Origin of the sequence: Melghirimyces thermohalophilus, assembly GCF_900102685.1 — a bacterium.
GTDB classification, from domain to species: domain Bacteria; phylum Bacillota; class Bacilli; order Thermoactinomycetales; family DSM-45169; genus Melghirimyces; species Melghirimyces thermohalophilus.
Genome location: NZ_FMZA01000014.1, coordinates 69,666 through 95,525 on the forward strand (window position 1 = coordinate 69,666; position 25,860 = coordinate 95,525).

Below are 25,860 nucleotides of genomic sequence, written 5' to 3' on the forward strand. Positions count from 1 at the left end.
AACTTTGTCATGACAAATTCCCGATGGCCGAAGGCTTCCGTCGAGGTGAGGGGCCCGTTCACCCTTCGGACAAAACAGCGCTACAGTTGATCCGCGGCGTCTGTCCGTGTGATTTCCCAGGATAATAACCTACTCATATCCACATCGATGTGTTCGTTCATGCGGGCGACGGTATAGGGATTTCCCGACAACTTGATCACCGGCTCGATCGAATGACCGACGACGTTGCCCTGTCCGGTAGGGCATAAGTGGATCACCGCCCCCCTGCCGCCATCAGGGTGATAATTCTGCCGCCGCCGACGACGTGTCCATAAAATAGAAGCCATCCCTACCACCTCGCCGTAGATAGTGGGTATGCACATATTCCCCCGCTTGAAAACCCCGAGGCGCTACTCCGATCCGTACCCATACTCCATCGCTGCACATGACCTGACGGGAACTAAATACCGGGAAAGGGAACCAGAAACACAAAACGGAAGAGGGCATAAAACAGGATACCCAGCAGGATCGAGCCGATGATAGCGCGGATTTTGTTGCGATCACAGAGGTACCAGGTCCCCACTCCGGCAAAAAGGATGGTGGCGATCAAAAAGCCCAAGCCTGCTATCAAGACCGCATACAGAACGAGGATCAACAGAAAAGGGAGGATCCGTGAGGAGGCGAGCGGTGTTTCCCCTTTCTTTTTTTCCGGCGGACGAACAAGACTTTGGACCAGAAGGATTCCGCTCAGCACAAGCAAAATCACGGCCAACGTCCGGGGGAACACAGCACTCATTCGGTTCAATCCCTCCACCTGGATGAAAGCGATGACGGCGATCCCCAGAAAGAAAAGCGACACCCCGATCTCCCGATTCAGTCTGCGTCGCATGTTTCCGCATCCCTCCTTCCCGCTTTCCAACCGGCCCGTGACGTTTGGATATAGACCGCCGATAGCAAAGAGATTAGCGAGAGGACGATCAAGACAAGGGTGATGGGACGGGTGAAGAAGATCTGCCACACACCCCCCTCCGCCTGACCTAGCAGCATGCTCTGCGCCAATCCCGTCTCCGCGATCGGTCCCAAAATGATACCCAAAACGATCGGCCCCGGTTCAAATCCCACCTTTTTCAAAAAATAGCCGGCGATCCCGAAGCCCAACATCATACATACATCCAGATAGCTGTTCCGAATCGCGAAGGAGCCGATCACCGTCAACATCACGATCATGGGAAGCAGCACATCAGCGGGCAGATCGATCATGCGGGCCACATAGCGGGCACCGTAAAACGCCATCACAAACATGACGAAATTGGCGATGATGAAGGCAATAATAAAGGTATAAACCAAATCCGGATAACGGGTGTAGAGATCGGGACCGGGGGTGATGCCTTGAATCAGCAGCGCCCCCATCAACACCGCCGCAGGCGCCGCTCCCGGAATGCCCAGGGAGAGCAAGGGAACCAGAGAGCCTCCCACTTCCGCGTTGTTGCTCGCCTCCGACGCCACCACCCCTTCCATTCTTCCTTTCCCGTAATCCTTGTGCTTCTTATCGAAGCGAACCGCCAGATCATAGGAGAGCAGACTGGCGATATTGCCCCCAGCACCGGGAATGATGCCGGTGATGATCCCGACGATGGAGGAGCGAAGCAGGAGAAGCGGCTGTCTAACCAATTTTTTGATTACACCGCCTGCCACTCCCTTCTCCCGTTTCAAGGCGAGGCCCTGTTTGGCCACTCGCTTTCGATCCACCATCGCCAACACTTCTGGAATACAAAAAAGGCCGATCAACATCACGACCAAATCAAGGCCGCCCTGAAGCGGGGAAAAACCGAAGGTAAAGCGCGACTCTCCGCCGATGGGGGCAATGCCCACCGTACTGAGCATGAGGCCCAAGCATCCCCCGATCATCCCTTTCAAAAGGGAACCGGCAGACAAGGTGGCGATAATCGTCAGCCCGAAAATCGCTACCCAGAAAAACTCCGGCGGACCGAACTGAAGGGCCAAATCCGCCAACGCCGGAGAAAGAAACAGGAGGGTCAATCCCCCGAGTACTCCGCCGATCCCGGAACTGAAGGCAGCCGTCACCAAGGCCTGCTCTGGTTTCCCCTGCCGGGTCATCGGGTATCCGTCAAAGGTGGTGGCGATGGAAGAGGGTGTTCCAGGGGTATTGATCAGGATGGCGGAGATCGATCCTCCGTAAATCGCACCGATATAGATGCCGCCCAGCATGATCAGAGCCGGTTCAGGCGACATGGAAAAGGTAAAAGGGAGCATCAGCGCCAGAGCCATCGTCGCCGTCAGGCCCGGCAGCGCACCGACCACAATGCCGCCGGCAACCCCGCCGACTAAAAACAATGCGTTCACCGGATCCATCAATGCGGATAGGACCGTCTCCCACATCGTTGCCTCGCCTCACTTCAATTCCTGCAATACAGGTTCCAACTCTTTTTTCCGTTGCTCAATATACTGCTCACTCTCCTTCGCCCCCATCTCTAAGGGAAGAAACCCTTCCTTTTTCATCTGCTGCTGAATCTTTTGATCCTTCGCGATTTGGAGAAATGCCTGTTCCAGCCTTTCGACAACCGCCTCTGGCGTCCCCTTCGGCACGCCTACTCCTCGATCGATGGTGGGATTCATGGCATAGCCCAATTCCTTAAAGGTAGGTGTATCCGGAAAGAAACCCAGCTTCTTCTCGCCGCCGATCGCCAGGATGTTCAGTCGGTCTTTGTACTTCAACAGGTCGCTGGAGTTGGCCAGAATCGCATCGGTATTGCCGCCTAAAAAGGCTTGCACCTGGGTGGCGGCACCGGTAAAGGGCACATACTTCAACTTCATTTCCGCCTGCTGTTCCAGTTGTTGAAGAGCGAGGTGGTGACCGGAAAAAGTACCGGAACCCGCCACTGTGACCTTTCCGGGATCTTCCTTGGACTTCTGGACGAAATCCTTCATCGATCGGATGCCGCTTTCCTTTTTCACCGCCAAGCCAATCGGTGTCGACTGGAAAAGGGCAACAGGCTGAATCTGATCGGTCTTGTATCCCGTATCCTCGTTGGACATGGGCTGCAGGATGATATGAGGAATATTGATCCCGGCCATATAATAGCCATCCGGTTTCTTATTCACCATCTCCGTCCAGCCTACCGATCCGCCCCCGCCCGGCTTGTAAGTGATCACCACGGGCTGGCCCAGTTCCTTTTCCAAATGCTTGTGCTGCCGTCTCGCTTCGATGTCTGATTGTCCCCCGGCTTCAAAGGGGATCATGTAGGTGAGTTGTCGGTTGGGAAAATCGGCATCCCCTGTTGAGGAGGAAGCTTTGCATCCTGCGAGGACGGATGCGGCCAGCAAAAAGAGGGATAGCCACAGGATTCCTTTCCTTTTCACCAATGACCAACTCCTTCATCCATATCGGCGACCCGTCCCAATCATGGATTGGCAATGGGATCTTCATCTGCAGAGGCCAAACACGTCACTAAATGAGCATCGTGCCACTATTAACCCGACCATGCACGATCCACCACTCTCACAAGATTCCTCCTGTTTGTTTTTATTCTCAGCTCGTGGCAAACATGATTCCGGAATTGAAGAGGGAGATGGACTTGGATCTCTATTGACTGTGAAAACGAGAGCAGAGGCCACGCTTCAACTGATGCGGTTATGGATGGTAGGAAGGACAAAATATTACGAGATCAGCCTGGACCATCACCAGGCGACCAACTGGCATCCCCCTGTATCAAACAAAACCCGCCAACCGGCGGGTTTCCTCTTTTATATCTCCCTCTATCAAGGGTCTATGGAATCGTCCTGGAGATTACCTACGAGAAACCATTGGTTGGGAAGATATCAAACATTCCTGGAACAAAGCCTTAGAAAATCCGGGCCAATACTTGAAAGACTCCTGGGACAATACCGTTGAGGGCTGGAATCAGTTCTGGGATGAACCGGTTGTAAACACAGGCAAATTGATTTTCGACTGGGAGCAATTCTCGGAATCCTGGAGCGGAAAAGACAAAAACGGCAAACAACAGCCCCTGCTCCATCGGATCTGGGGCATTGCCGAAAGCCTTCCCACCCCGGCAAAAGCGATTAAAGTCGGCAGCATCGCCAAGGGGATCTTCGTCCACGACGTTTGCGCGAAGAAAAAAGGCACTTCATGCGACCAGGCGAATAACAAACCGGATGGGAATCCCGATCAAGAGAAAAAAGCTCGCGACATCATCAACAAAGCAAATGACGAAGATCAACTGATCAACGACCTGATCGAGGAAAACCTGAGCGAATCCCAACTCTATCGATCCCTCCGGGAAAAGTATCCCGAAGAAAAAGCCCGAGCCATCACCCGAAACATCAAAAAAGGGAACGCCTTCAACAAGAAGATGGCTGTGAAGTATCCACATAATGAAATCTATATCGAGAAACCTTCCGCTAAAAGTGGTAAGGTAAGATTGGATTCCTATAATCCCAAAAAAGGGGAAATCGTCTCCCGTAAGTACACCCAACTCGCCAACATCAAATTTCAAACCGCTAAAAACTATATCAACGAACTGAAGAATAAGTATCCACCCGGTGCCAAAATTGCCGATGTCCCCTCCCAACGGAAAGGATCCGGACATCAAAATGACGGTTTGGCTGGACTAGATATAAATCCAGAGGGCGAAATGATTCTGGAGGTCCCAGTCCAGAAAAAGAAAGTTCCTCAAAACATCCTGGATTATGCGGATTCTCGAGACATCACCATTCGAGATGAAAAAGGGAATATCCTAAATTAATTAACAGGGGTTGAGATGATCATGATCGCGGAGTTTTACGAAAGTTGGAGAGGAATTAGAAAAAATGCGAGGGGTAAACTCTCACTCGATCAAGCGAAGCAATTTCATCAAAAAGAAAAACCTTACGTCGTCATCATTTCCAAAAACAAAGCCCCCGTTTATATTGTTAAAATCAATTTCAATTATGAAGGCTATTTTTGCAGTATTGCTTACCTTAATGAAAATTTGGATGCAAAAAAATCGGAATCCTATGTAGCTCAAGAACATCAATTGTTCCTGAAAAATGTCCAAAAAAAATACTATGACGGCAGAGAAATCGATATGGTTACCTACCTCTACGAAACCGACGGCCGGTATCGGAAGAACTTCTTCATCGACGGTAGGGCAATGGAAGACGCCGAATACGGGAAATGTGACGTCTCCAGCCACTTCCGCGAGATGATTCAGTTTGGAAACTACGACTCCATCCTTCCGGAAGAAGCCAAGCGGGGGTTACAGGAAGGTTAACCACAAGCTTAAGGGACATCCTGGGTTCGTCTCCCCGGGATGTCTCATTTATTTTTATGATGTTCATCTAGAAAGCCCAAAATATCTCTCCACACGCATGTAGAGACAAAAAAAGAAGTTCCGGGCATCAGAATGACGGTTTGGCGGAACAACCATTACCTAACGGAGAAATGGTTTTGGATGTTGCCAAGAAGAGAAATATTTTAATCTGAGACCAGAATGGTCAAGTTCTGCACTAAAGGAGTAGAAACATCATGAACATAACGTTTTTTGAACATTGGGGAGCGTATTGGAAAGAAGGGATTACTTACAGGCTTCCCCGACAAATTTAAATAGCAGGAGGTTCAAAATGACCAACCAAACCAACGAATGGCTTTCACGCACGTGTTTCACGTGTTTTTCGTTTGGAGTTGAGCGAAGCAGGGCAACCCCTTGCTGGTCCGTTTCCCGTTCTTGCTGTATAAACGAACCGGATGCCACCCGTTGACTTCCATGTCAGGCCCTCACTGATAATATTCACGTAAAACAACCCCAAAACTCCCTATTTAGCGAAATTTCGGGGTTACGGACTAATATAAGTGTTCTCATTTTCGAGGTGTTACATAACCCTCTAATTTCCTCACTTGATAACCTCCTCTTTCATTGAAATGGAGCGATGCTCATCGCGAGCACCGCTCCATCATCCACTCATTTACATTTGAAATGACTGGGTCACCTGGTCAATAGAATAGGTAAAGGTTCCCTTGTGCCTCCGATTCTGCTGATCCCTCACCCGAACCATAATCGTGGCCATACCCTCAAACCCCCGCTGACTCAGTTCCTGTGATAGATTATGCAGGTTAAAGGTTAATTCAGTGGTTTGGCCGGGTTCAATGCGGGTTTGGTAGCCTTCTTGAGGGGTGACACCAATGGTTTTTCGGTCTCTGTGTTTTTGTGCCATCTCCTCAAAGGCCATCTTCCAAGTGATCCACAAGGGGACAAACCGCTCCCGCTTAACCAGGCGGGGAAAGAGTTCTTTCCAATCATGCCAGCGATCCTTCACTTCTTCCCAGCGAAAGGGAGTCGACACATCGGCACCGCCGATATCGACGGGAAAGGATCCCGTGTTTAACACCGTCACTTTCAGCACGGGAACGGGGATCGGGCTGGCTTTCTCCTGTTTGCACATGATCTTAAGACGGGGCTTGCTGAGATGAAGCGCGACCCGTGCCGCATAAAAGACCGCCGCACCGGTCACCCACACCCCGACCGCCCCAAATCCAGTCCACCAAAAATCAGACATATTTCCCCTCCACAAAACAGCAGGATCTCCTGCTGACCGGATTTAGCTGAAGCATGTTTTTATACGTCCGACAACTACAGAAATTTCGTTGTCTACTCCCTGATTTCCTCCCCGGATGGATCGATCCATAAAAATTTTACTTGAATATGTTCATGATGTTTGCAGCCGTTTGTCCGGTCGCGTTCAATCCATCAAAAAGAGGTTGCCATCTGCGGAGCCGCTGCAACAGGCGATCCATCTTTTTGTATTCCTTTTTTTCCTTCGATTGTTTCAGCGCTTTTAATAGTTGCAGGATCTCCTCTTTCTCCTTTTCAGAAACTTGACGAACTTGGCTCATCTCTTTGCGAAGATCCTCAATCAACTGGCTGCTCAACTCCGCTCCTTCATTCACCTGGAGTGTGGAGTGGTCAGTCGCTATGTTCACATTTCCACCATTATTGTTATTGATAATGGTCACGTTTTTCTCCACCTTTTTATTTGTTTTCACCCGCCCCTTCATCCGGGACACCATTTCCTCAATCGTTGGTTCCGGAACCTGGGCCAGGTGTTCGGGTAACGGTTGGAGGCGCTCTTTCAGCTTGCCCGAGGGTTGTTGCGGGGACCGGCCAAAAATACTCATGTCCCCAAAGACGATAAACGATTCCTTCGCCCGGGAGACGGCCACATTTAACAAATAGCGAGTGGTGTCGTAAAACAGGGTTTTCTGCTTTACGTCCTCTCCCCCATAAGTGGCGGAAAAGATAACGATATCCTTCTCCGCCCCCTGCAAGGCGTGAACGGTGTTGATCGTCAATCCGTCGATGCCGTATTCCTTTTTCAGATAGCGGCTGATGAGACGGGCCTGTTTGCGGAAAGGACTGACCACTGCTACGACGTCTTTCAACCGGCGATTACCTTTGGTCCATTTTTCACTCATGTGGTGGATCCACCAGGCGATGGTGGCGGCTTCCTGGTGGTTTTCCCAACTGCCGTCTTTTTGTTCCGCCATCCCCTCCACATGAAAGGATCCCAGCCGCGGCAAATCGCCGTAGGGCGCTTTATCGGGTGCGGGATTTTTTCGCTTAGGACGAAGACGCCCGTGATAACACAGATCATTGCAATATTGGATGATGTCCTTTACACACCGATGGTGCTCGGTCAGTAACATCCCGCCCATATTTTCGTATTTCCGATAGCGGCTCACCTGTTGGGCGATTTTCATCACGCTGCCGGTGGAAACGGCCCGCCCGCTTTGACTGAAGGATTCAAAATCCGCTTCCTCCCGCAACAACCCGTAGGCTTTGAGATTGGCCCGATCCACCGGCGGATGGACACGGGGAATCGGCTGCAACTGCTCCGTATCCCCCACCACCAACGCCCGTTTGGCCAGGGAAAAAGCCGGTGCCGCCTGTTCCGGCGTGATCTGTCCCGCCTCATCGATCACCAATAGGTCTGCAAACTGATACAGATATTCCCTTGGTTTCCGAAAACGGCGGAAGTAGTTGGGGACAGACAGCGTAGTGACCACAAAACAAGGCGTCAGTTTGGCATAACGCCTCCACCGCTCTTCTTCCGATTCTTCAGCAGGATTCGGCTCTGCGCGGAGCTCCTCCAGCCACCGGGCTTCCCAGTAGTGGGTAGCCAACAGGAATGCTTGGTAGCGCCAGCGGGTGTCCAGCTTCTTAAAAAAGCCCTCTTTCCCTTTCTCCTGACTCCACGCCTCATCCAGCTCCTGCAACCGGTCTCGCAGCTGCTTCCAATCGCTCAACTGTTGGTGGTGGCGGTCATGTTCCTGTTTGGCCTCAGCTTCCTTCTGCGATAGGACCGCTTTGACATCGGCATCTTTATAGGATACAAATGCTTCGTCGATCCCTTTTTTACGTAGAAAAGATTCATTGGCTGGCCCTTGTAAGGGACGGAACAACCGCTGCCACCAGGATCGTCCATTCACATGATCCAGCCATTCGGTGTAAACCTTCTCCCAAAATTCCTTTTGGGAACGGGATGCTTCTTCCTTAGGGGTCCTCTCAGCAATCGCCTGTTCCAACTTCTCCTGGGAGCCAAACTCCTCTTGCAAACGTTGCCATAGTTGCAGCCACTCATAATAATCGAACGACCGGCCCTTCACCTTTTCTGAGACGCGGACCAGCTCTCGGTGCAATCGTTGTTTTGCCTGGCGGAGATCGCCGATGGGCTCCCCGAAATAATCTGTGCATTGTTGCAAAAAGAAGTCGACCTTTTCCTGAAGATTCCCCGCTTCCAAATCCGGAAGAAAACCGACAAACTCATATCGGCGATAGGTCTTATTGTACCGACACAAAATAGAGGGGTACTGACCGCTGAGCTCCTTATACTTATTCTTGGAAGCACAGAAGAGCCCATAGCTGTTCACCTTAGGAATCCAGCGGGAAGCCAATGAGGTCAATGCCTCGTCCTTCGGTTTCTGCCCCGCCGCCTTTTGGAAACTGTCCAGAATGTTTAATACCGCTGTATTATTGCTGGAAGAGGCGATGATCACAGGGGGTTCCGATTCCTCCAAGGCCCGCTCGATCCATAGAGAGGAGACCACACTTTGGATCATGGTCGTCTTGCCGGTGCCGGGAGGTCCATTCACCCCGAGGATCTCCCCCTCCTCTAGGGCAAAGAAATGGTGAAGGGCTTCCCGCTGGGATGGGGTCAGCGGATGTTCATCCCCCATCTGCCCCACATGCCGGGGCCCATACTTGAAGTGATCGGCCCGAGCCATCTCCTGCCCACTTCGTCCTGATCCGGTAAAGCTGGTTAATAAGGGGGGCAACGTTTTCTGTTTGCACAGGTCCTCATAACAGGGAGTAACATGAAGATAGGCACCGCTGGTCACCTTCCCAAACCACACCGCCGATTGATTCATCTTAGAGAAACCTTTCCGTTCAATGCGGTCGGGATTTTTTCCGCTGACCTTTTTAAACAGCTGCCACGCATCCTGCCACACCATCTCCCATGTGCCTTCCCCTGGGTGAGGATACTTTTCCCGATACTCCTCCGCCGCAGCCGCTTGTCCCAGGTAGTAACCATCCTGTTCCGTCGGCTCCAAGTATTTGCGCGGAATAAAGGGGGGACAATCTTTTTGCGGCTCTAGCGAACCGTCTTCCTCCAGCCGGGCCGGAATGATCAACGGAAAAAAGTGAGCCTCCGTATCGTCCTTTCTCTTTTGCTTCAAAGGAAAAGGGCAGATCATGAGATCCAAAGCCCCTTGCTGCCCGTCCGCTTTTTTCTCCACCTTCTCAAAGGAAGAAGGAGACAGCTCTCCGGCCTTGATCTCCGCCTGCTCCACGTAATTGATATCTTGTATATCCTCTTCTTTAAAATCCAACCGATTACCATCTTCCACACTCTGCCGCCAATACCCCAACACCCGTTGACTCTGTTCCAAGGCCCTCCCCCTTTATAAAATCATTGCACGTTAACAATAATTATAATAGTTCGCCAACATGATTTCTATTAATCTTTTGTAACTATTTTCTTGCATGCTAAAGATAGGTGATGAAGGTTATAAACGATCACCCAGGTAGGAATAAGCTCTTCGACAGAAAAACAGTCCAATGACTGGCTCAAAGTTTTAGCCTCGCAAATGGGGCTTATAGCCGTCTTGCGACTGGGCTTTTCATGATCCCAAAATACAATGGATGGCTTTTCGTCATCTTGTCGGTAATCAAAACAGATGTAGTTACCAAACGGATCGCTGGCTATTGGGAAAACGTTGTCAAGAAGCGATCTTTTATTGCATCGTAGTTCCGCAAAATATAATGCGGTTGGTTTGGATCATAACTTAGTAAGCGATCAAATACAGCCCCTTTTTTTGTTTCAAAATCATAAACGGACCTATTAAGCATATGTGATAAAAACCCCTCTTCCGGTACTGTTTCCACAGCTGGAAAAGGGGGATGAGCTGAACCATCACGGCGTTAAACTCCGCTTGCGGTTATTCAAGATAAAATCACCTCTATCGTTGAATAGTGAAATATCCGATCTAACCCTTCCTAAAAATTGTTTGTTGGGGAGTATGGGGTTGTTCTCACAACCCATACTCCCCGCCATTTTCCGCTAACCATTGTTTTCGCCTTACATAATCCGGCATGGCACGGTCCAGGTGCTCCCAGAATTGCGGTGTATGGTGGGGTTGGTGAAGGTGGGCCAGTTCATGGGCGACGACGTATTCCACGATGGAAGCCGGGAGAAGGATGGTGCGCCAGTGGAAATTGAGGTTTCCCGAAGCCCCACAGGAGCCCCAGCGATAGCCCAAATCCATGACGCGAACCTCCGTTGGCTGCACCCCTAAGCGATATTTCCAGAGATCCACCTTTCGCTGCAGCCAAGGGTGAGCATGCTCCCGGTACCATCGAATAAAATGTTCCCGTCCCCGGTGGACCTCGTCCCGGCGAAGTTCAAAGTAACCCCGGTGAAGCCGGAGAGTGGGACGTTTTTTCCCGTTTTGGTCGACGGGATCCACCAACTGAAGGCGGTAACTTCGTCCCAGATAAAAGAATCCCTCTCCATCCACAAACTCCTTGGCCGGTCGGGGTTTGAAGAGAAGTTCTTTTTTAGCCAGCTTGGTGTAAATCCACTCCCTTTTTTCCTCCACCACTTCACGCAACAAATGATCCGGGGTATTCTCAGGAGCAGATAGGATCAGGGTACCATCCCGCTCCACCGTAATACCGACGGTCTTTCGCGCTTTGCTGCGACGGAGGGAAAACTGAAGGTCTTCCACAACCAAAGATGTTTCCTTCATGATGTTAGACTCCCATGGCGGTTTTTCGCCAATTGTAACACATCGCAGGCGATTTTCTCCTGCAGTTCGAAGGGCACCGCATCCTCCTCATCCAATTTGTCCACCACCCATCCCCGAAGAGATTCCTGCGCCTGTTCATTCCGCCAGAAATCCACCGCCCGAATCTCCTGGCGGATATGATCGACCATTTCCACCGTGATTCGGATCAATTTCTCCCGTTCCGGCCCGTCGAGATTTCGCTTTTCCTTTCCGAGGCCTTCCAACAGCAAGTCAAAGAAAGGCACCTGAGTACGGGGATCGAGGCCATCATCCTCCTCTTCTTCCCGCCGACCTTGACGGAATTCCCGCGTATACTCGCGAAGGGCCGACTCCAATTGCTCCCAGTCGTCTTCAAACCGCTTCAGGATCTCTTCCAACTTTTCGCTAAGCTTCTTGTAATAAACCGGGTCTTCATCAAAACGCTTGCGAATCTCGTAGCGGGCGGCATGCTCCATTTCCGATGCCTTGGCCCGGCTGGAGGTATGACCGTCGACCACTCTTTCAAAATCCGCATCCAAGATGGAAATGGGCTCAATTTTCAACTGTACGTCGGTGGCGGTGATGTGATCGTCGATCAATTTCCTCACTTTTTCCCCGGAGCCGATCAGATTGAGCTGTTCATCCCGGTAGCGATTGTGGGCGTTTTTATGAATAAATCCTAGGATTTTGGCATCCCGGGTGTAGGTGAGTGCTTCCGGGCGGGGCATGACGATATCAAGGCTTTGGAGGAACTGCTTCAGTTTAACGGTGAAATCGGCCCGTATTTTCACATCTCGGAGCAGATGAACACAGTCATCAATTTGCTCAATAGAACCGATTCCCCTGGAGAGAAAAACATCCAACACCCGCCGGTGGCGGTCACGTAGAGTGGGGAGTTCATCTCGCCAATGGGTGAGCGCGCCTTGCACATCGTCGTTGCTGTAGACCTCAAGAGCTTCCTTCAAGTGGTTTCCCACCCCGCAATAATCCACCACAAATCCGTATTTCTTGTCCGGGTAGGTCCGGTTCACCCGAGCAATCGCCTGCAGGAGATTATGACCCTCCAGGGATCGATCCAGATAAAGAACCTGTTCCAAGGGAGCATCAAAACCGGTGAGTAGCATGCTGTTGACGATCAAGAAAGCCAGAGGATCTCGCTTGTCGGGATCGGAATGGACCAAGGGCTTTTTGAACCGTTTCACCCGATTATCCTGCTTGCCCTTGTCCGTCCATTCCTTCCAACTTTCGGGGTCTTTGTCCTTTCCGGTATTGTGCGGAGAGATAACGGCGGCGAATTCCAGCTCCCGGATTAAATCCCGGTGCCGATAGGCCGTCAACAAATATCGGTCTTCCAGCGGCAGCTTCATGGCCTCTTCATCGTCCACATCCGGCGGTTCAAAACCTACTAACCGATCCAGGAGTGCCTGACGCGCATCCAAAAACGCTTGATGATACCGTACCGCCGCCCGCCGGCTGGAAGCGACCACCTGCGCCTTAAACCGATTGGGCAAAATGTTCAGGATATAGTGACGCAGCATACTCTCCGCTTTTTTGTGAATCATCTGTTTTGCTTCCAAGACATTTCCCTTGGTGGCGTACTTTTTCTTCAAGGTTTCCAGTTCTTCGGGGGTGCGATCCCGAAACATATCTTCAAACAGATCATCCAGTTCCCGGTCGTCTTCCACCTTCGCGGAAGTGGTTCGTCCCTCATACAAAATTTTAACCGTGGCCCCGTCGGCTTCCGCCTGCTGAATCGTGTAGCGGTCGATGTAGTCCCCGAAGATATCACGAGTTTTCTTCCGATCTCCAATCATGATCGGCGTCCCGGTAAAACCGATTTTAGCGCAATTGGGCAGCGCATACGTCAGGTTGGCGTGAAGGGCGCTGGACTGAGAACGATGGGCTTCATCCACCAGGACCACGATTTCCTCGGAATCGTTTAACTTCTCCATCGGTTTCTTCACCTTGGACGTTCGGGAATCTTCTCCGTATGACGCCCTCGACTCGGCCGTTCTTTCTCCGACTGCCGATTGCGTTTTATTGAGCCGTTCATAGAGAAAGTCTTTCGATTGATCCTCCTTTTCCTGGTACTTCTGAATCATGGTGAAGACCAAGTCGGAGCCTTTTTGTCGAAGCAATCGTTTCAGTTCAGTGATATTCCTTGCTTTGCGAACCGTCTCTCCGGTAAGGGACGCCGTCTCGGACAACTGCTTCTCTAGATCTCGCCGATCAGTAACAAAGATTACCTTGAACCGGCGCAATTTGGGCAAGGTTCGCATTTTGCGCACCAGAAACACCATGGTCAGACTTTTCCCGGAACCCTGGGTATGCCAGATGATCCCGCCCCGTTGATCCGCCACTCCGTGTTCCCGCAAGGTCTGTCCTTCGGATAGGCGGCGGATCGCTTCGTGGACAGCCCGGTACTGTTGATAACGGGCAACAACCTTGATCGTGCGGGAACCGGACTGGGAAAAGAGGGTAAAGTTGCGGACAAGATCCAAGAGATGCTCTTTTCGGAGCATGCCGGCCACCAGCACTTGCTGGCCGGACAACCGCTTCACCCCCAATTCCTCCGCCACCCGGGATTGGGGAACGGGGCTGGTGTCCTTCCATTCCAGATAGTGTTCAGGCAAGGCCCCGATGGTCCCCACCCGGGCTTTCTCCCAGAAGGTGGCGATCATGAATTGGTTGTAGTGAAAGAGACGCTCCACTCCTTCGCCCCCCTCCACCCACTCCCGTTGGTTGGAGTAGGAGAGGAGCTGTTCGATGGCGGCCGCCATCGGCTCATTGGCTGAGGGGCTTTTGCACTCCACCACGATCAGGGGGATGCCGTTCACAAACAGGACCAGATCGGGAATGATATAATGACGGCTTCCGGGGGGATCCACTCGAAACTGGTTGATCACCAGGAAGTCGTTGTTTTCCGGATGTTGAAAGTCGATAAAGTGGACCGTCTCATCCTTTCCCCCGTGAAGGTCGGGATCCCCCTCCACTTCTGTTCCTTTCAAGAGCAGATCCAGCGCCCGTTGATTAGCCTCCATCAACCGATGCTCCCCGAGACGTTCCAGGGCGCTGAAAGCCTGGTTCACCCGAGCACCATCCAACCATTCCCGACCATTCTCCTGGTTGATCCGGCGCAGAGCAGCCTTCACCCGCCCCTCCAAGAGCACTTCCCGGAAATTTTTGCGTTCGGTCTGGTAAGGGTCCCGGGTGTTTCCCTCGATCCACTGCCAGCCCATTTGGATCAACTGATCAATGAAGGGCTTCTCTACTTTGGTGTATTCGTTGGGATCCAAGCGGGTGGTATGGGTCACGGTTTTATCGCCTCCGCCTCTAGTTGTTTCTCCAATGGCTCTTGTTCCGAGGGTTCCTTGAAATAGGAGTCGTCCAGTTGGTTCACCCGTACCTTGCCCGTAAGCAGGTCATCCATGAGGCCTTTTTTAAGTTGTTTGAGTTTGTTGAGGTAGGCTTGTTCTTTTTGTATGCGATTATCTTGTTTTTTTAGATAAGATCCTATTAGATTTTGTTCTTGCAAGGATGGAACAGGAATAACAAAATCTTTTATTTTTTGTAATGTTAATCGAGTAATTGCAAGTCCGGACATAATGTCCGTAATACAATCCTGTCCTACAGGAGACAAAATGTATTGGAGAAGGTATTCATTGTCTAATAGCTTTTCATTCACTCGAATGAAAGCCACACTTGACAACAAACTAAAGGGCTCGCGAAGTGTATTTATGGCAGCATTTCCGGTATTTGCGCCATCTTTAGTCAGAAGAACATCACCGTAAGTAACATCACACCTTGTGTAAATATCTTGGTGTTCCTGTTCTGAGATCCAACCACATTCTCTTAAGTCTAAATAACCAAATCTTATATTTTTTGATGTGATGTACCTATAAGGCCCTTCTTTACTTTGTGGAGAAAAATGGGTTCCATCCTGTATTTTAGTGGATACTTCCTTTAAACTTTGTATACTCCATTCCTTCGGAATCCGCCCCAAGGGAGAGTCCTTGAATTGTTCGGGGTGGGTGGCGGGGTCGCGGAGTTGGCCGTGTTCGTCGATGCCGCGGGTGAGGAGGTCGTGAAGCAGGCCCTCCTTCACCCGCTTCAGCTTGTCGATCAGCGCCTCCGTCTTCCGGATCGTCTCGTCCAGAGTGTCCAGGATTTCGGCGATTCGGCGTTGTTCGGGGAAAGGGGGCAACTTTATTAAGATCTTTGCCATAGTGTTGTTCATCAACTTCGGATTACCGATGTAACTTACATGCTTTTTGGTATACATTGCTAAAGCTCTTGAAATAAACCTCATATCAATATGTCGAGGCTTTCTAGCTTCCAACGTTCCGCATACATTTGTACAATTGAATTTCCCTTTTCTATAAAATACTGTTCCTGCATTAGCTCCATCAGTAGTCCAAGTTACGTACTCTCCTTCAAAGTCAAACGTATTTAAGTATCCCATAATTCCTTCATTACTACTTTGAGAAGAATAAACCGGATAATTCCCCGGATTTTCCGATATTTCTTCAGTACTTATAACTCTTCCTCTGCCCAATTTACATACATCTTCAACACAACACACTTCCCAGCCAGATGGTATTGAATTGATCTCATCCAACATACCCCACCCCCCTCAAAAACATCTCCAGTTTCTCTTTCGCCTCATCCCGCTCCGATTCGATCTGCCTCAGGGTGACGCGGTATTTGTCCCACCAGTTCTCCACCGCTGCCACCACCTGCTGCCGGTGGGCGGTGACGGCCCGGTCCAGTTGGGCGGTGAGGTTTTCCCGCAGGATGGAGAGGATCCGGTCCCGGCAGTCCTCCGGACTGAGATTGGCACATGCCTCTTCCAGATACGGCAGAAGCTCATCTTTCATTTTTTTCTGCTGCCGCTTGAGGGCGTTCAGTTCCTTACGAATGGCTTTGATCTCCGCTTCGGAAAGGGATTTCCTTTCGTCGCCGTCTTCATTTTCCTCCTGACTCTTGGCCGCTTCGAGCTTCCCTTCTAACTCCGCCCGTTCGCTGTCCAGATCGGCCAGCTGTTTCAGGTAGTTGGGGAGAAGGCGGCGGGTGAGGGGATGGGTGTGGGGATCGAGGTCGTTCCCATCCTTTCCGTTTTCCTCCATGGACGCTTTCAAGGCGGTGACCCAGGCATCGATGGTTCCCTCAAAGCCCTGGGTGGCCAGGGTGCGAAGATCGTGCTGGGCATCGTTCCACCAGCTGGCAATGGCACCGATCACCTGGAACCGGTCCAACAGCCCCACCGAGGTAAGGGAACGGCTGAAGGAGGCAAATAGCTCCCTTCGCAATGTCATCAACTGTTTGGTTTCCGGCAGGTCGGTGAGGTGACCCACGTATTCCTCCCACCAATGGTCAAAGGCCAACTTCAGCTCCTCTTCCCGGGCACAAAGGCCGGGGTCCGATTCGATGCGGGATCGGATCTCCCCTTTTTCACTTAAGTCGGGAGCAAAGTCCAAATAGTCCCCATCCCTTTCCACCAGCAGGGACGTCGGATCAAAACCGTGAGCGTCGAAAAGAGGACGCTTGGCTTCAATCTCCGCCTGGGGCACGCCGCCCTCCAGATGAGCCCGGACGTCGTGGGGTTCCGGAGCGGGGGCGTTATCGGCATAGCGGCGGATGTTAAGGTTCCAGTCGTTCTCTTCCAATTGCTCCTTGGTCACAACCGAAGCATAGCCGGGCACCTCCGCAAAGGATTCAAAGGTGGAGACGATCTTCTCGATGTGCTCCGGGCGCAGGTGGTTCTGGGCGCGGCCGGCGTAATACTCGGCGTCGGCGTTGATGAAGAGCACCTTTCCCTTCCGGGCTTCCGGCTTGGCTCCCGGGGCACGCATGACGAGGATGCAGGCGGGGATCCCAGTACCATAAAAGAGGTTGGGAGGAAGGCCAATCACCGCCTCCAGCAGATCGTCCTCGATAAACCCTTTGCGAATCTCTTTCTCCGCTCCGCCGCGAAACAGCACCCCGTGGGGCATGACCGTGGCCATGATCCCGTCGGAGCGCAGAACGGACAACATGTGTTGGACAAACATCAGATCCGCCTTTTTTCCCGTTTCCGGGCAGAAGCCATAGCGGAAGCGTTCCGGGAAGTTGAGTCCGTTTCGGCTGTAGTTTTGGCTGAAGGGAGGATTGGTGATGACCCGGTCGAAGCGCATCAGCTCCCCGCCCTCCACATGGAGAGGGTTGACGATGGTATCGTCGTTCCGGATGTCCTGGTTGGCGTTGATTCCATGCAGAAGAAGGTTCATCTTGCAGATGGCCCACACCCCGCCGTTGTTGTCCTGACCGTAGAGGCTCAAGTTGCGGGTATTGCCACCGTGTTCCTCCACATGTCGATGGGAGTGGATGAGCATACCGCCGGATCCGCAGCAAGGATCGTACACCCGCATTCCCTCTTCCGGGTTGGTCAACTGGACCATCAAGCGGACGACTTCCCGGGGGGTGTAGAATTCCCCACCCTTTTTCCCGGCGGAGTCGGCAAACTGGCCGATCAGGTATTCATAAGCGGCGCCGAGAAGGTCGGGGTTTTCAAAGTCCTCGTTGCACAGACGGTGCTTATTGAAGTGATGAATCAGTTCGCGCAATTTCTGGTCGGAGAGGCGGGTTTGACCCACACGGCGGTTGAAGTCGATGTGGCCGACCACCCCCTCCAGAACCGGGTTTTCATTCTCCAGTCCTAGGAGGGCTTTGTTGAGGGCGTTCCCCAGGTCGCTGTGAAGTTCGTTTAGAAGATAATCCCACCGAGCTTCTTTGGGAACAAAAAAAGTGTCCCGATAGGAGACGGGGCGTTCCGCCCGTTTGATCGCCTCTTCACGGGTCCTGCCCTTGTCTAGATTTTCATTGATGATTTGGTTGTACTTTTGATCAAATACGTCCGAACAACGCTTCAAAAACAGCATGCCGAATATGTATTCCTTAAACTCGGAGGCATCCATCTTGCCACGCAAAATATCAGCGGCAGAAAAGAGATGACGCTCCAGTTGGGACAGGGTGAGTTTGGCCATGATGTTCATGCTCCTTCTCTGATGTATGATCTAAAGTAAAAATCAATCGTGACTAAAAATAATAGAATGAATCAGGTTCCATTTTCCAGTTTAATCGTATCCCCACCATAGTTCAATAAGGGTGATTGACCTATAATATTCGTTCATCGTTTTGTACCATAGACATGTCTCCATGGAACCTACGTACACCATCAAAGTTCTTTATGCTAAACGTATCCGATTTTACCCCCGGGAAAAACTCGGGCTTCCTCGTTTCCTATTGAGATTGGGATAATCAAGGTCGTCATGATGCCATCTCACAAAAGGTAATTCATCAAAGCATCAACCCCACTGTTTAGTGTAACATCAGAAAAACCCTTATATAACGATGTACAAAAAGCCTCCCATCGGAGGCTCCCGTTATTTCAAAACTGAATATCCAACTGTTCATTCAATGCTTTTTCCACGTAATCCTTTAAAGTTAGCGGCTACATCACGTCTCCCACCAATTCTTGTATCAAAGGTTTACTTGCTGTAGCATCTTCAAACACCCACGTCAAATCCCATCCATCCTCTACTAACATAGCATCTCTTTCAATCTCCCATTTTATCTCTTTATCCAATTGGTTTGGATGTTTTTTTATCGGCGGCAAACAAAAACCGGGCGGGGTGATTCCCGCCCGGGGGAGCCGTAAGGCTCCTCCATTCATTTATGAATCGAGCAATACTTCTGTTTTTTCATTGGTTCAGACCTTAGAAAAACGACTCATCGTTTATCAGTTTCTCAAGCAAATGTTCGAAGCTGTCAGCCATCTCCAATCTTTTCCCGGATTCATGATCAAGAACGAATATGTTGGGTTCATCGGGCAGAAAACCTACAGGATCACCATCATAATCAAGGCATACAACCACCATTTTGTCATATGGTTTAGGGAGTCCTTCTCGAAACTCTTTAGTCATTTCAACAAATGATTTTTCGGTGTCTGGCAGGAATTCAGCCACTCTTAAACCTAACATTTCATATTTTGGTACTCCTCCTGAACCATAGTGATGCAAATACTCCTTATGGTCTTCAGGAAGCTTTACACCCAATTCTATTTCAGCCGCTTCAATTTCACTCATGGGGACGGGCCCGCCTATTGCTTCTGGGGGGTTATTCTCAATGATGTGTTTATGAATCGCTTCTTTCATGATCAAACTTATCGGCCTCCTATTCCAATTTCAGAGGGAATTCATGCCCTCTTCTATGAAGCTCTTCAATGTATCGGGCTCTCCAATAATCCACTCTGTAGTCATCCCATCCGGGTCTTTTCTTACCTATTCCACCTTTATTCCCTAATGGATGCAAACGACTTGATTTTCCTTGGTGAATACTTTGCGGCATTTCAATTAATGGACCCTCTTCTCGTTGTTTCCAGTGGTGCAGAGTGTATGTGCCCTTTTCGGCTCTTCCGTATTTAGGGTTTCGTGGCGCGAGTTTTTTCTTGAACCGGTAAATCAATTGCTTATCTGACATGTATTGAATGGATCGTTGTTGAACAACAAATTCAAGTGGATTCTTGCGACCCAGCATACCATTATCATAATAAGCACGGTTCGGTTTTTTCATCAACCGACTGTATCCCTGAAGGGCTTGCTCCGCTTCTTCTTTACCTATTGTGTAACTAAATTTGCTACTTTGGCTAGCTGCTTGGCTCGTCGCCTGTTGCGCCTTCGGTGTGATACCCATAGCAGGCTTCTGGGCAGCCATATGAGGGACGACGGTGAATCCGACCCCCATAAACGCCGCGACAGTCGCATTCTTCCAGTTGAATTTTCGCTCATGGAGGAAGTCGTCGGCGAGGCTTCCTGCAGAGGCTCCGGCGGAGTTCCCGATGAGTTGGGCTGCTCTTCGACTGACATAACGAACAGCCCCTCTGGCCACCCCGCCGGTGACACCACCCCCGAAAGCGCCTGCCACGCCACCGATGGATGCATCAGCCAGGATGGTCTTTAAGTCATTCCCCTGATAGTAGGAAACGCCACCACCGGCCGCCATCCCGATCAGGATCCCGGCACCGAAACCTTGTCCACCTGGAACGAATAAGAGGACAACACCAGCAGCTGCAGTCAGCGTGGCCGCAATCGCTTCTTTATGTTCCTTGGCCCAATCCCAAGCCGCTTGGGCCCCGGATTTGATGCCTTCCCAAGCATTACTGGCCGCTTCCTTGGTCTCCTCCCATGGATCTTCTATGAAGTCCTCGACGCCCTGCTTAATGTCACTCAGGGTGTCCCCTATGGAGTCAAAAAGCCCTCGGGGCTGGGGCTGGTGGGGTTTGGTCTGAGGCTTCGTGCGGCCATCACTTACAGATTCATCGCCATTTTCTCCTCCGCTTGCCGTTGGTGGTCAGTAGACACGGAAGTCATATAGGAGCCGGCCACGCAGATGAGGAGGTTGAGGATGAGGCCGATGACGCCGCCGTGGATGCCCCAGAGGGTACCGAAGCCGGAGAGGGTCAGGGCGCCGGAACAGATGGCTCCGGTCAGCATGCCCCAGAAGACGGGGCCGGCGGAAAGGCGTTTCCAGTACAGACCGAGGAAGAAGGCGGGGGCGACCTGGACCAGCAGCTCAAATTTCAGCACAAAGATGTCGTACAGGGTGGCCGGGGGATTCCAGGCGATCCACAGCAAAATGGCGACGGCGATGACTCCGCCGATTTTGCCGAATTTCACCTTTCGTTCCTCACTGGCATCGGGGTTGATGTATTTGCCGTAAAGGTCGTTGGACAACATCGAGGAAAAGCTGAGCAGGACGGAGTCGGCGGTGGAAATGATCGCCGCCACGATCGCGCCAAAGAACAGCACCATCACCCAGTAGAAGATCAGGTTGATGGAGGCCACCTGGTTGGCGATCAAGCCTACCAACTGTTCCGATCCTCTCTCATCCAACCCGGGAAACAGGCTGATCCCGATGATGCCGATCAGGAAGACCAAGCCGGTAGTCAACGGCGGCATCCAGGCCATTCGCGCAAAGGAGCGTTTCAACGTGCGCTCGCTTTCCGCAGAGTAAATCCGCTGGACGGCATGGGGGTAAATAGCCGCGCCGAAGCCGACCAGGAGCAGCATGCTGAACCAGTTGATCGAGGTCTCCCAGCCAGGGACGGCCACTTTGGCCGGTTCTGTTTCGGCGATCTGCCGGGTCACATCAGCGAAATTGCCCCCGACCAAATAGAAAGCCCCTCCTAAGAAGACAACCACCCCGATCATCAGCACCACCCCTTGCATCACATCGGTGAAGGCGACGGCCTTCATCCCGCCCAGCCACTCATAGGCGAGCATCACCAGAACGAAGGCGATCACGCCCCATTGGTAGGGGATGGTCCCGCCGGTCATGCCGGCCACGGCGTGCCCGATGGCCACCAGCTGTTCCAAGAGGTAGTTGCCCAACCCCCACAACATCAGGAAGATGGCCAAGAGGGTCACCCCTTTCGATTGGAAACGGTAGGAGATCCAATCCGTCGGAGTGACAAAGTTTTTCCTTTTGGAGATGACGTAGAGGCGGGGGGCAAACATCAGGTACATGGCGATAATAATGGTCATAAAAGGAATCGATTGCAACCAGGAAAAGCCCTCCCGGTATGCTGTCGGCGCATAACCCACGATGGTATTGCCGCTGTATTGGGTGGCATACAAGGTGAAAAAGAGCGCGATGATCCCCAGGTTTTTCCCGGCCAGATAATAACCAGACAAACTCTTCTGCAAACTTTTTTGTCCGCGGCCGGCGACATAGCCGATCCACAGCATCACCACCGCATACAGGATCAGGATGATTACTCCGTCGGGTCCCGCAAAGGCCAGTTTCATCCTTCATCTCCCTCCCCTCGGCGCTCGGCTTCCTCCTTATCTTCCACCAGGTGCCACTGGTGGAGGCAGAGCCAGCTGAGATAGCCACATAGGATGAGGGAAAACAGGGTGGAGACAAAAGCCCAGAGCGGGAAGCCGAGGATCATCGATTGCAGGGCGCCCTTAGGCCAGTACCAGGGAACAATGGCCAACACGATGAAAGCCAGTCCGATCCAGATCCATTTGTTGCGGATGGGTTCTTTCACTTTGTCGCTCATGGGGAACCCCCTTTTTTAATATTGGCAACCTTCTGGTGAAAAATTAAATCACGTGTTGATCTTTCAGGGACTGAAGTTTAGCCTTGTCATAACCAAGGAGCTCCCGGTAAACTTCATCATTGTGCTGGCCCAGTTCCTCGGCACCGACGGACTGGACTTGTCCCGGGGTGCGGCTCAGTTTGGGAACCACCCCCGGCATCGGGAATTTCCCCAATTGGGGATGCTCGGTCTCAATGATCATCTCCCGCGCCTGGTAATGGGGATCTTCCACGATCTCTTTCGCCGAGTAAATCATCCCAGAGGGAACCCCTTTCTCTTCCAGGAGGGAGAGAACGTCTTTGGCATCCAGGGTTTTGGTCCACGTTTCGATCCGCGCGTCCAGCTCCCTTTGGTGCTCGCCGCGGGCTGTATGAGTGGCAAACTTGGGATCGTCGGCCAGCTCCGGCTCTCCCATCGCCTCACACAACCTCCGGAACACCCTGTCGGCATTGGCTCCGATCACGATGTACGTTTCATCCCGGGTGAGATAAATGTTGGACGGGGCGATCCCCGGCAGGATGTTGCCCATCCGTTCCCGGATATAGCCGGCCAGGAGGTAGTCGGGAACCAGGCTCTCCATCACCCCGAACACCGACTCGTAGATGGCTGTATCGACGACCTGACCCCGGCCCGAGCGTTCCCGTTCATGAAGGGCGGTCATGCAGCCGATGGTGGAAAAGAGCGCCGCCAGGGTATCCCCGATGGAGATGCCGATCCGCGCCGGCGGACGGTCGGGAAACCCGGTCACATAGCGCAGGCCGCCCATCGCTTCAGCGACGCTGCCAAATCCGGCCCGCTGTTTGTAGGGCCCCGATTGACCGAAGCCGGAGGTCCGGGCCATGATCAGCCCCGGGTTGATGGCGGACAACTCCTCATAGGAGAGGTTCCACTTTTCCATCGTCCCTGGTCGGAAGTTCTCAATCAGGATGTCCGCTTCCTTTACCAAGTCCTTCAGGACCGCTTGCCCCTCTTTTACCCGCAGGTTTAGCGTGATCGACTTCTTGTTGCGGGATTGTACCGGCCACCACAGGCCCACCCCGTCCTTTTCCTTCCCCCAATTCCGCATCGGGTCGGGCTTACCGGGAGGTTCCACTTTGATCACCTCTGCCCCGAAATCGGCGAGCAAGCGCCCGGCGAAGGGGCCGGCCAAGAGAGTCCCCAACTCAATGACGCGGACTCCCTCCAAGGGCAGCTGTCCCGGTTGAGCCTCGGTCATATCTATTCACCTCACTTATTTTTAGAAAGATTAACACTTTGTATACAGTAAGGCAATAGTAAATAAGTTGAAAAGGGTAAATTATTGAAATTATTTGTCCTGTAGTCTCTCTTTGTATACAATGACAGCGAGGTGACGATTTTGGATGTGTACCAGCTGATCAAAGAAGCGATTGCTGTCGGAAAATACAAACCGGGGATGCGTTTGACGGAGGAGTTTCTCGCCGGGGAATGGCAGGTGAGCCGGACGCCGGTCCGGGAAGCGCTGAAGCAGTTGGAGTCGGAAGGGCTGCTCACTCCACTTCGGCGTGGCATGATCGTCCGCACCTTCTCCAGAGAAGATATCCGGCAGATCTACGACTTGCGCACCCTGTTGGAAGGCTACGCGGCGGGCCAGGCCGCTTTGTACCGAAGCCCGGAGGAGCTAAAGGAGATGCAGGAGGCCAACCTCGCCTATGAACAGGCGCTCCGTGAGCAAGAGCCCCGGGATCTGGACGGGATGTTGGGGATTCTTCGCATCAACCAGCGGTTTCATGAAGCGGTTCACGCCGCTTCCCGCAATGAACATCTCCGTTTTCACATCGGCAAATTGATCGTTCTGCCCCTGGTGTTTCAATCCTTCTACTGGTATGACCGATCGGAACAGCTCCGCTCCCTGGAATTCCACCGGATCATCTTGGAAGCGATTGAAAAGCGGGACGGCGATCGGGCCAAAATCGCCATGCACGAACACATCTGTCAGGGCCGGGATCGAGTGTTAAAACATGTGGATGAATGCGAGAAAGAATCGGATAATTGAGATTTGTGGCGCCCCATTTCTTGGAAAGAGATTCCTTGTGTTTGCCCTCGATTACCGTGACATCTCGGTTGAACATACTTTGTTTTCCTTGTTACGCAGCCAGAATGCGTAGTTTTGCGGGAACGTCACTTCTTTAGTTGCCGCTGGACAAAGACGGCTTGGCCGTTTTCATCGGAAAAGTGCCGGGGCCTTTTGACCTCTTTTCTGGGAGCCACATTCGATTTAGAGAATTTCTCTATTTCATGGTTCATGATCAGGTATTCTTTCCCATTTGACTTGGTTTCATTTCCATTTGCTTTGGTTACTTTCACATGGCTGCCCGGTGTTTTTCCTTCATCCACCTGGAATTCAACCATTTCATTTTGTCCGTTGTTTTGAAACTGGATGTGAAAGGACCCTTGAATGTTTTGGTAGTGGTCCACGGCGTTGAGCATTTTCTTTTGGATCGAGGCGATTTTGGAATTAGCGTGGTAGGTTTGATCCTTCAGGTTGTCCATGTTAGCGAGGGCATTAGAGTTGCGCATGCTCACCATATCTGCCCTCGGTCCAATCCCCAGCTCCATCACCCCGCCGGGACGAGGGTGATCGTCTACCTCCACGGCGACCAACCAACCGGATTCTTTCTTCCGATACCCGGTGATGACCACTTCGGTCTCGTGCCAGTGGATCACCTTTTGCTGAGCCAATAATTATGTGCATCACAAACAATTTATATATGCAACGAAGTGTTACGCTGTACAGTACAGTTAACAAATAATCTCCTTGAAAACCTACTATACGAAAGGATCTCCTAATGGCATTGATTTTGCTTGTTTTTATTTACCGACAAAACCCTTGAGAAAAGGACTGGAGGTAATAGAATGAGTGTTTCGTTATCGAGATTTAGAACACCGAATACGGAGGGGAGCTTTGTTCAGTACAAGTCCCGGTACGAAAACTTCATCGGAGGCGAGTGGGTGGCCCCTGTCGGAGGCGAGTACTTTGACAATCCATCCCCGGTGGATGGCAAGGTGTTCACCCGTGTGCCTCGCTCCAAGAAAGAAGATATCGATTTGGCGGTAAGAAAAGCCCATGAGGCAAGGGAAAAATGGGGGAAAACACCGGTAGCCAAGCGCAGCCGCATCCTCCTGCAAATTGCTGACCGGATCGAAGAGAACCGGGAGAAATTGGCCCTGTCGGAAACCTGGGATAACGGAAAACCGATCCGGGAAGCTTTGGCGGCCGACGTCCCCTTAGCCGCGGATCACTTCCGCTACTTCGCCGGCGTCATCCGCGGGGAAGAAGGCGGCGTATCGGAAATCGACGCTAAGACCGTTTCCATGCACATCAAGGAGCCGATCGGCGTCGTGGGACAGATCATCCCTTGGAACTTCCCCCTCCTGATGGGCGCTTGGAAGCTGGCCC

At 51.8% G+C, this 25,860-nt stretch carries 20 protein-coding genes and 1 pseudogene; 4 read left to right on the forward strand and 17 right to left on the reverse strand.

The window, feature by feature from the left end; all coding sequences use genetic code 11:
- Window positions 1–80: 80 nt before the first annotated feature.
- The 4 genes from BLP91_RS17170 to BLP91_RS11365 all read right to left on the reverse strand — a co-directional run bounded on the left by BLP91_RS17170 (window position 81) and on the right by BLP91_RS11365 (window position 3,360).
- On the reverse strand, window positions 81–326 hold the full coding sequence (locus BLP91_RS17170; protein ID WP_245662244.1) for a UxaA family hydrolase: 246 nt from the start codon (window positions 324–326) through the stop codon (window positions 81–83).
- Window positions 327–439: 113 nt separating this feature from the next.
- Window positions 440–868 (reverse strand): tripartite tricarboxylate transporter TctB family protein, encoded by a 429-nt coding sequence (locus tag BLP91_RS11355; RefSeq protein ID WP_091571032.1) that lies wholly within the window; start codon window positions 866–868, stop codon window positions 440–442.
- Window positions 853–2,379 carry a tripartite tricarboxylate transporter permease gene (locus BLP91_RS11360; RefSeq protein ID WP_091571035.1) on the reverse strand — a complete coding sequence of 509 codons (1,527 nt, stop codon included), beginning with the start codon at window positions 2,377–2,379 and terminating at the stop codon, window positions 853–855. The genes BLP91_RS11355 and BLP91_RS11360 overlap by 16 nt, the downstream gene beginning before the upstream one ends.
- 12 nt (window positions 2,380–2,391) lie before the next feature.
- A complete protein-coding gene (locus BLP91_RS11365) occupies window positions 2,392–3,360 on the reverse strand; it encodes a tripartite tricarboxylate transporter substrate binding protein (protein WP_245662245.1) in 969 nt (322 codons plus the stop codon).
- A gap of 503 nt (window positions 3,361–3,863) precedes the next feature.
- Here BLP91_RS11365 and BLP91_RS11370 point away from each other — a divergent pair.
- Window positions 3,864–4,745: a hypothetical protein gene (locus BLP91_RS11370; RefSeq protein WP_091571038.1), complete on the forward strand. Its 882-nt coding sequence runs from the start codon at window positions 3,864–3,866 to the stop codon at window positions 4,743–4,745.
- 21 nt (window positions 4,746–4,766) lie between these two features.
- The gene (locus BLP91_RS11375) at window positions 4,767–5,252 is read left to right on the forward strand and encodes a hypothetical protein (RefSeq protein WP_143003537.1); all 486 of its coding nucleotides are present in this window, start codon (window positions 4,767–4,769) and stop codon (window positions 5,250–5,252) included.
- A gap of 691 nt (window positions 5,253–5,943) precedes the next feature.
- Here BLP91_RS11375 and BLP91_RS11380 read toward each other — a convergent pair.
- The 12 genes and pseudogenes from BLP91_RS11380 to BLP91_RS11440 form a co-directional block, all read right to left on the reverse strand.
- Window positions 5,944–6,534: a hypothetical protein gene (locus BLP91_RS11380; protein ID WP_091571042.1), complete on the reverse strand. Its 591-nt coding sequence runs from the start codon at window positions 6,532–6,534 to the stop codon at window positions 5,944–5,946.
- 136 nt (window positions 6,535–6,670) lie between these two features.
- The gene (locus BLP91_RS11385) at window positions 6,671–9,925 is read right to left on the reverse strand and encodes a DEAD/DEAH box helicase (protein WP_091571046.1); all 3,255 of its coding nucleotides are present in this window, start codon (window positions 9,923–9,925) and stop codon (window positions 6,671–6,673) included.
- 68 nt (window positions 9,926–9,993) lie between these two features.
- Window positions 9,994–10,266, reverse strand: a pseudogene (locus BLP91_RS17565) (SMI1/KNR4 family protein); the annotation flags it as partial.
- A gap of 301 nt (window positions 10,267–10,567) precedes the next feature.
- A complete protein-coding gene (locus tag BLP91_RS11395) occupies window positions 10,568–11,284 on the reverse strand; it encodes a M48 family metallopeptidase (protein ID WP_091571049.1) in 717 nt (238 codons plus the stop codon).
- Window positions 11,281–14,616: a type I restriction endonuclease subunit R gene (locus tag BLP91_RS11400; protein WP_218119247.1), complete on the reverse strand. Its 3,336-nt coding sequence runs from the start codon at window positions 14,614–14,616 to the stop codon at window positions 11,281–11,283. The genes BLP91_RS11395 and BLP91_RS11400 overlap by 4 nt, the downstream gene beginning before the upstream one ends.
- Window positions 14,613–15,923, reverse strand: a complete 1,311-nt coding sequence (locus tag BLP91_RS11405) for a restriction endonuclease subunit S (protein ID WP_091571051.1) — start codon at window positions 15,921–15,923, stop codon at window positions 14,613–14,615. Before BLP91_RS11405 ends, BLP91_RS11400 begins: the two co-directional genes overlap by 4 nt.
- Window positions 15,913–18,324 (reverse strand): type I restriction-modification system subunit M, encoded by a 2,412-nt coding sequence (locus tag BLP91_RS11410; RefSeq protein ID WP_091571108.1) that lies wholly within the window; start codon window positions 18,322–18,324, stop codon window positions 15,913–15,915. Before BLP91_RS11410 ends, BLP91_RS11405 begins: the two co-directional genes overlap by 11 nt.
- Before the next feature lie 732 nt (window positions 18,325–19,056).
- Complete coding sequence (locus tag BLP91_RS11420; RefSeq protein WP_091571111.1) at window positions 19,057–19,494, reverse strand: SMI1/KNR4 family protein; 438 nt, start codon at window positions 19,492–19,494, stop codon at window positions 19,057–19,059.
- A gap of 19 nt (window positions 19,495–19,513) precedes the next feature.
- A complete protein-coding gene (locus BLP91_RS11425; protein ID WP_091571057.1) occupies window positions 19,514–20,341 on the reverse strand; it encodes an HNH/ENDO VII family nuclease in 828 nt (275 codons plus the stop codon).
- A 305-nt stretch (window positions 20,342–20,646) separates the two neighbouring features.
- Complete coding sequence (locus BLP91_RS11430) at window positions 20,647–22,146, reverse strand: sodium:solute symporter family protein (protein ID WP_091571060.1); 1,500 nt, start codon at window positions 22,144–22,146, stop codon at window positions 20,647–20,649.
- On the reverse strand, window positions 22,143–22,403 hold the full coding sequence (locus BLP91_RS11435; protein WP_091571062.1) for a hypothetical protein: 261 nt from the start codon (window positions 22,401–22,403) through the stop codon (window positions 22,143–22,145). Before BLP91_RS11435 ends, BLP91_RS11430 begins: the two co-directional genes overlap by 4 nt.
- A gap of 43 nt (window positions 22,404–22,446) precedes the next feature.
- Entirely contained in the window at window positions 22,447–23,658 is a 1,212-nt protein-coding gene (locus tag BLP91_RS11440) for a CaiB/BaiF CoA transferase family protein (protein WP_091571065.1), read from the reverse strand.
- A gap of 147 nt (window positions 23,659–23,805) precedes the next feature.
- Between BLP91_RS11440 and BLP91_RS11445 the strand changes: the two genes are divergently transcribed.
- Complete coding sequence (locus tag BLP91_RS11445) at window positions 23,806–24,456, forward strand: GntR family transcriptional regulator (RefSeq protein ID WP_245662247.1); 651 nt, start codon at window positions 23,806–23,808, stop codon at window positions 24,454–24,456.
- A 125-nt stretch (window positions 24,457–24,581) separates the two neighbouring features.
- Here BLP91_RS11445 and BLP91_RS11450 read toward each other — a convergent pair whose 3' ends face one another.
- Window positions 24,582–25,142, reverse strand: a complete 561-nt coding sequence (locus tag BLP91_RS11450) for a hypothetical protein (protein ID WP_091571070.1) — start codon at window positions 25,140–25,142, stop codon at window positions 24,582–24,584.
- 174 nt (window positions 25,143–25,316) lie between these two features.
- Here BLP91_RS11450 and BLP91_RS11455 point away from each other — a divergent pair.
- On the forward strand, window positions 25,317–25,860 hold a 544-nt coding region (locus tag BLP91_RS11455; RefSeq protein WP_143003538.1), incomplete at its 3' end, for an aldehyde dehydrogenase family protein.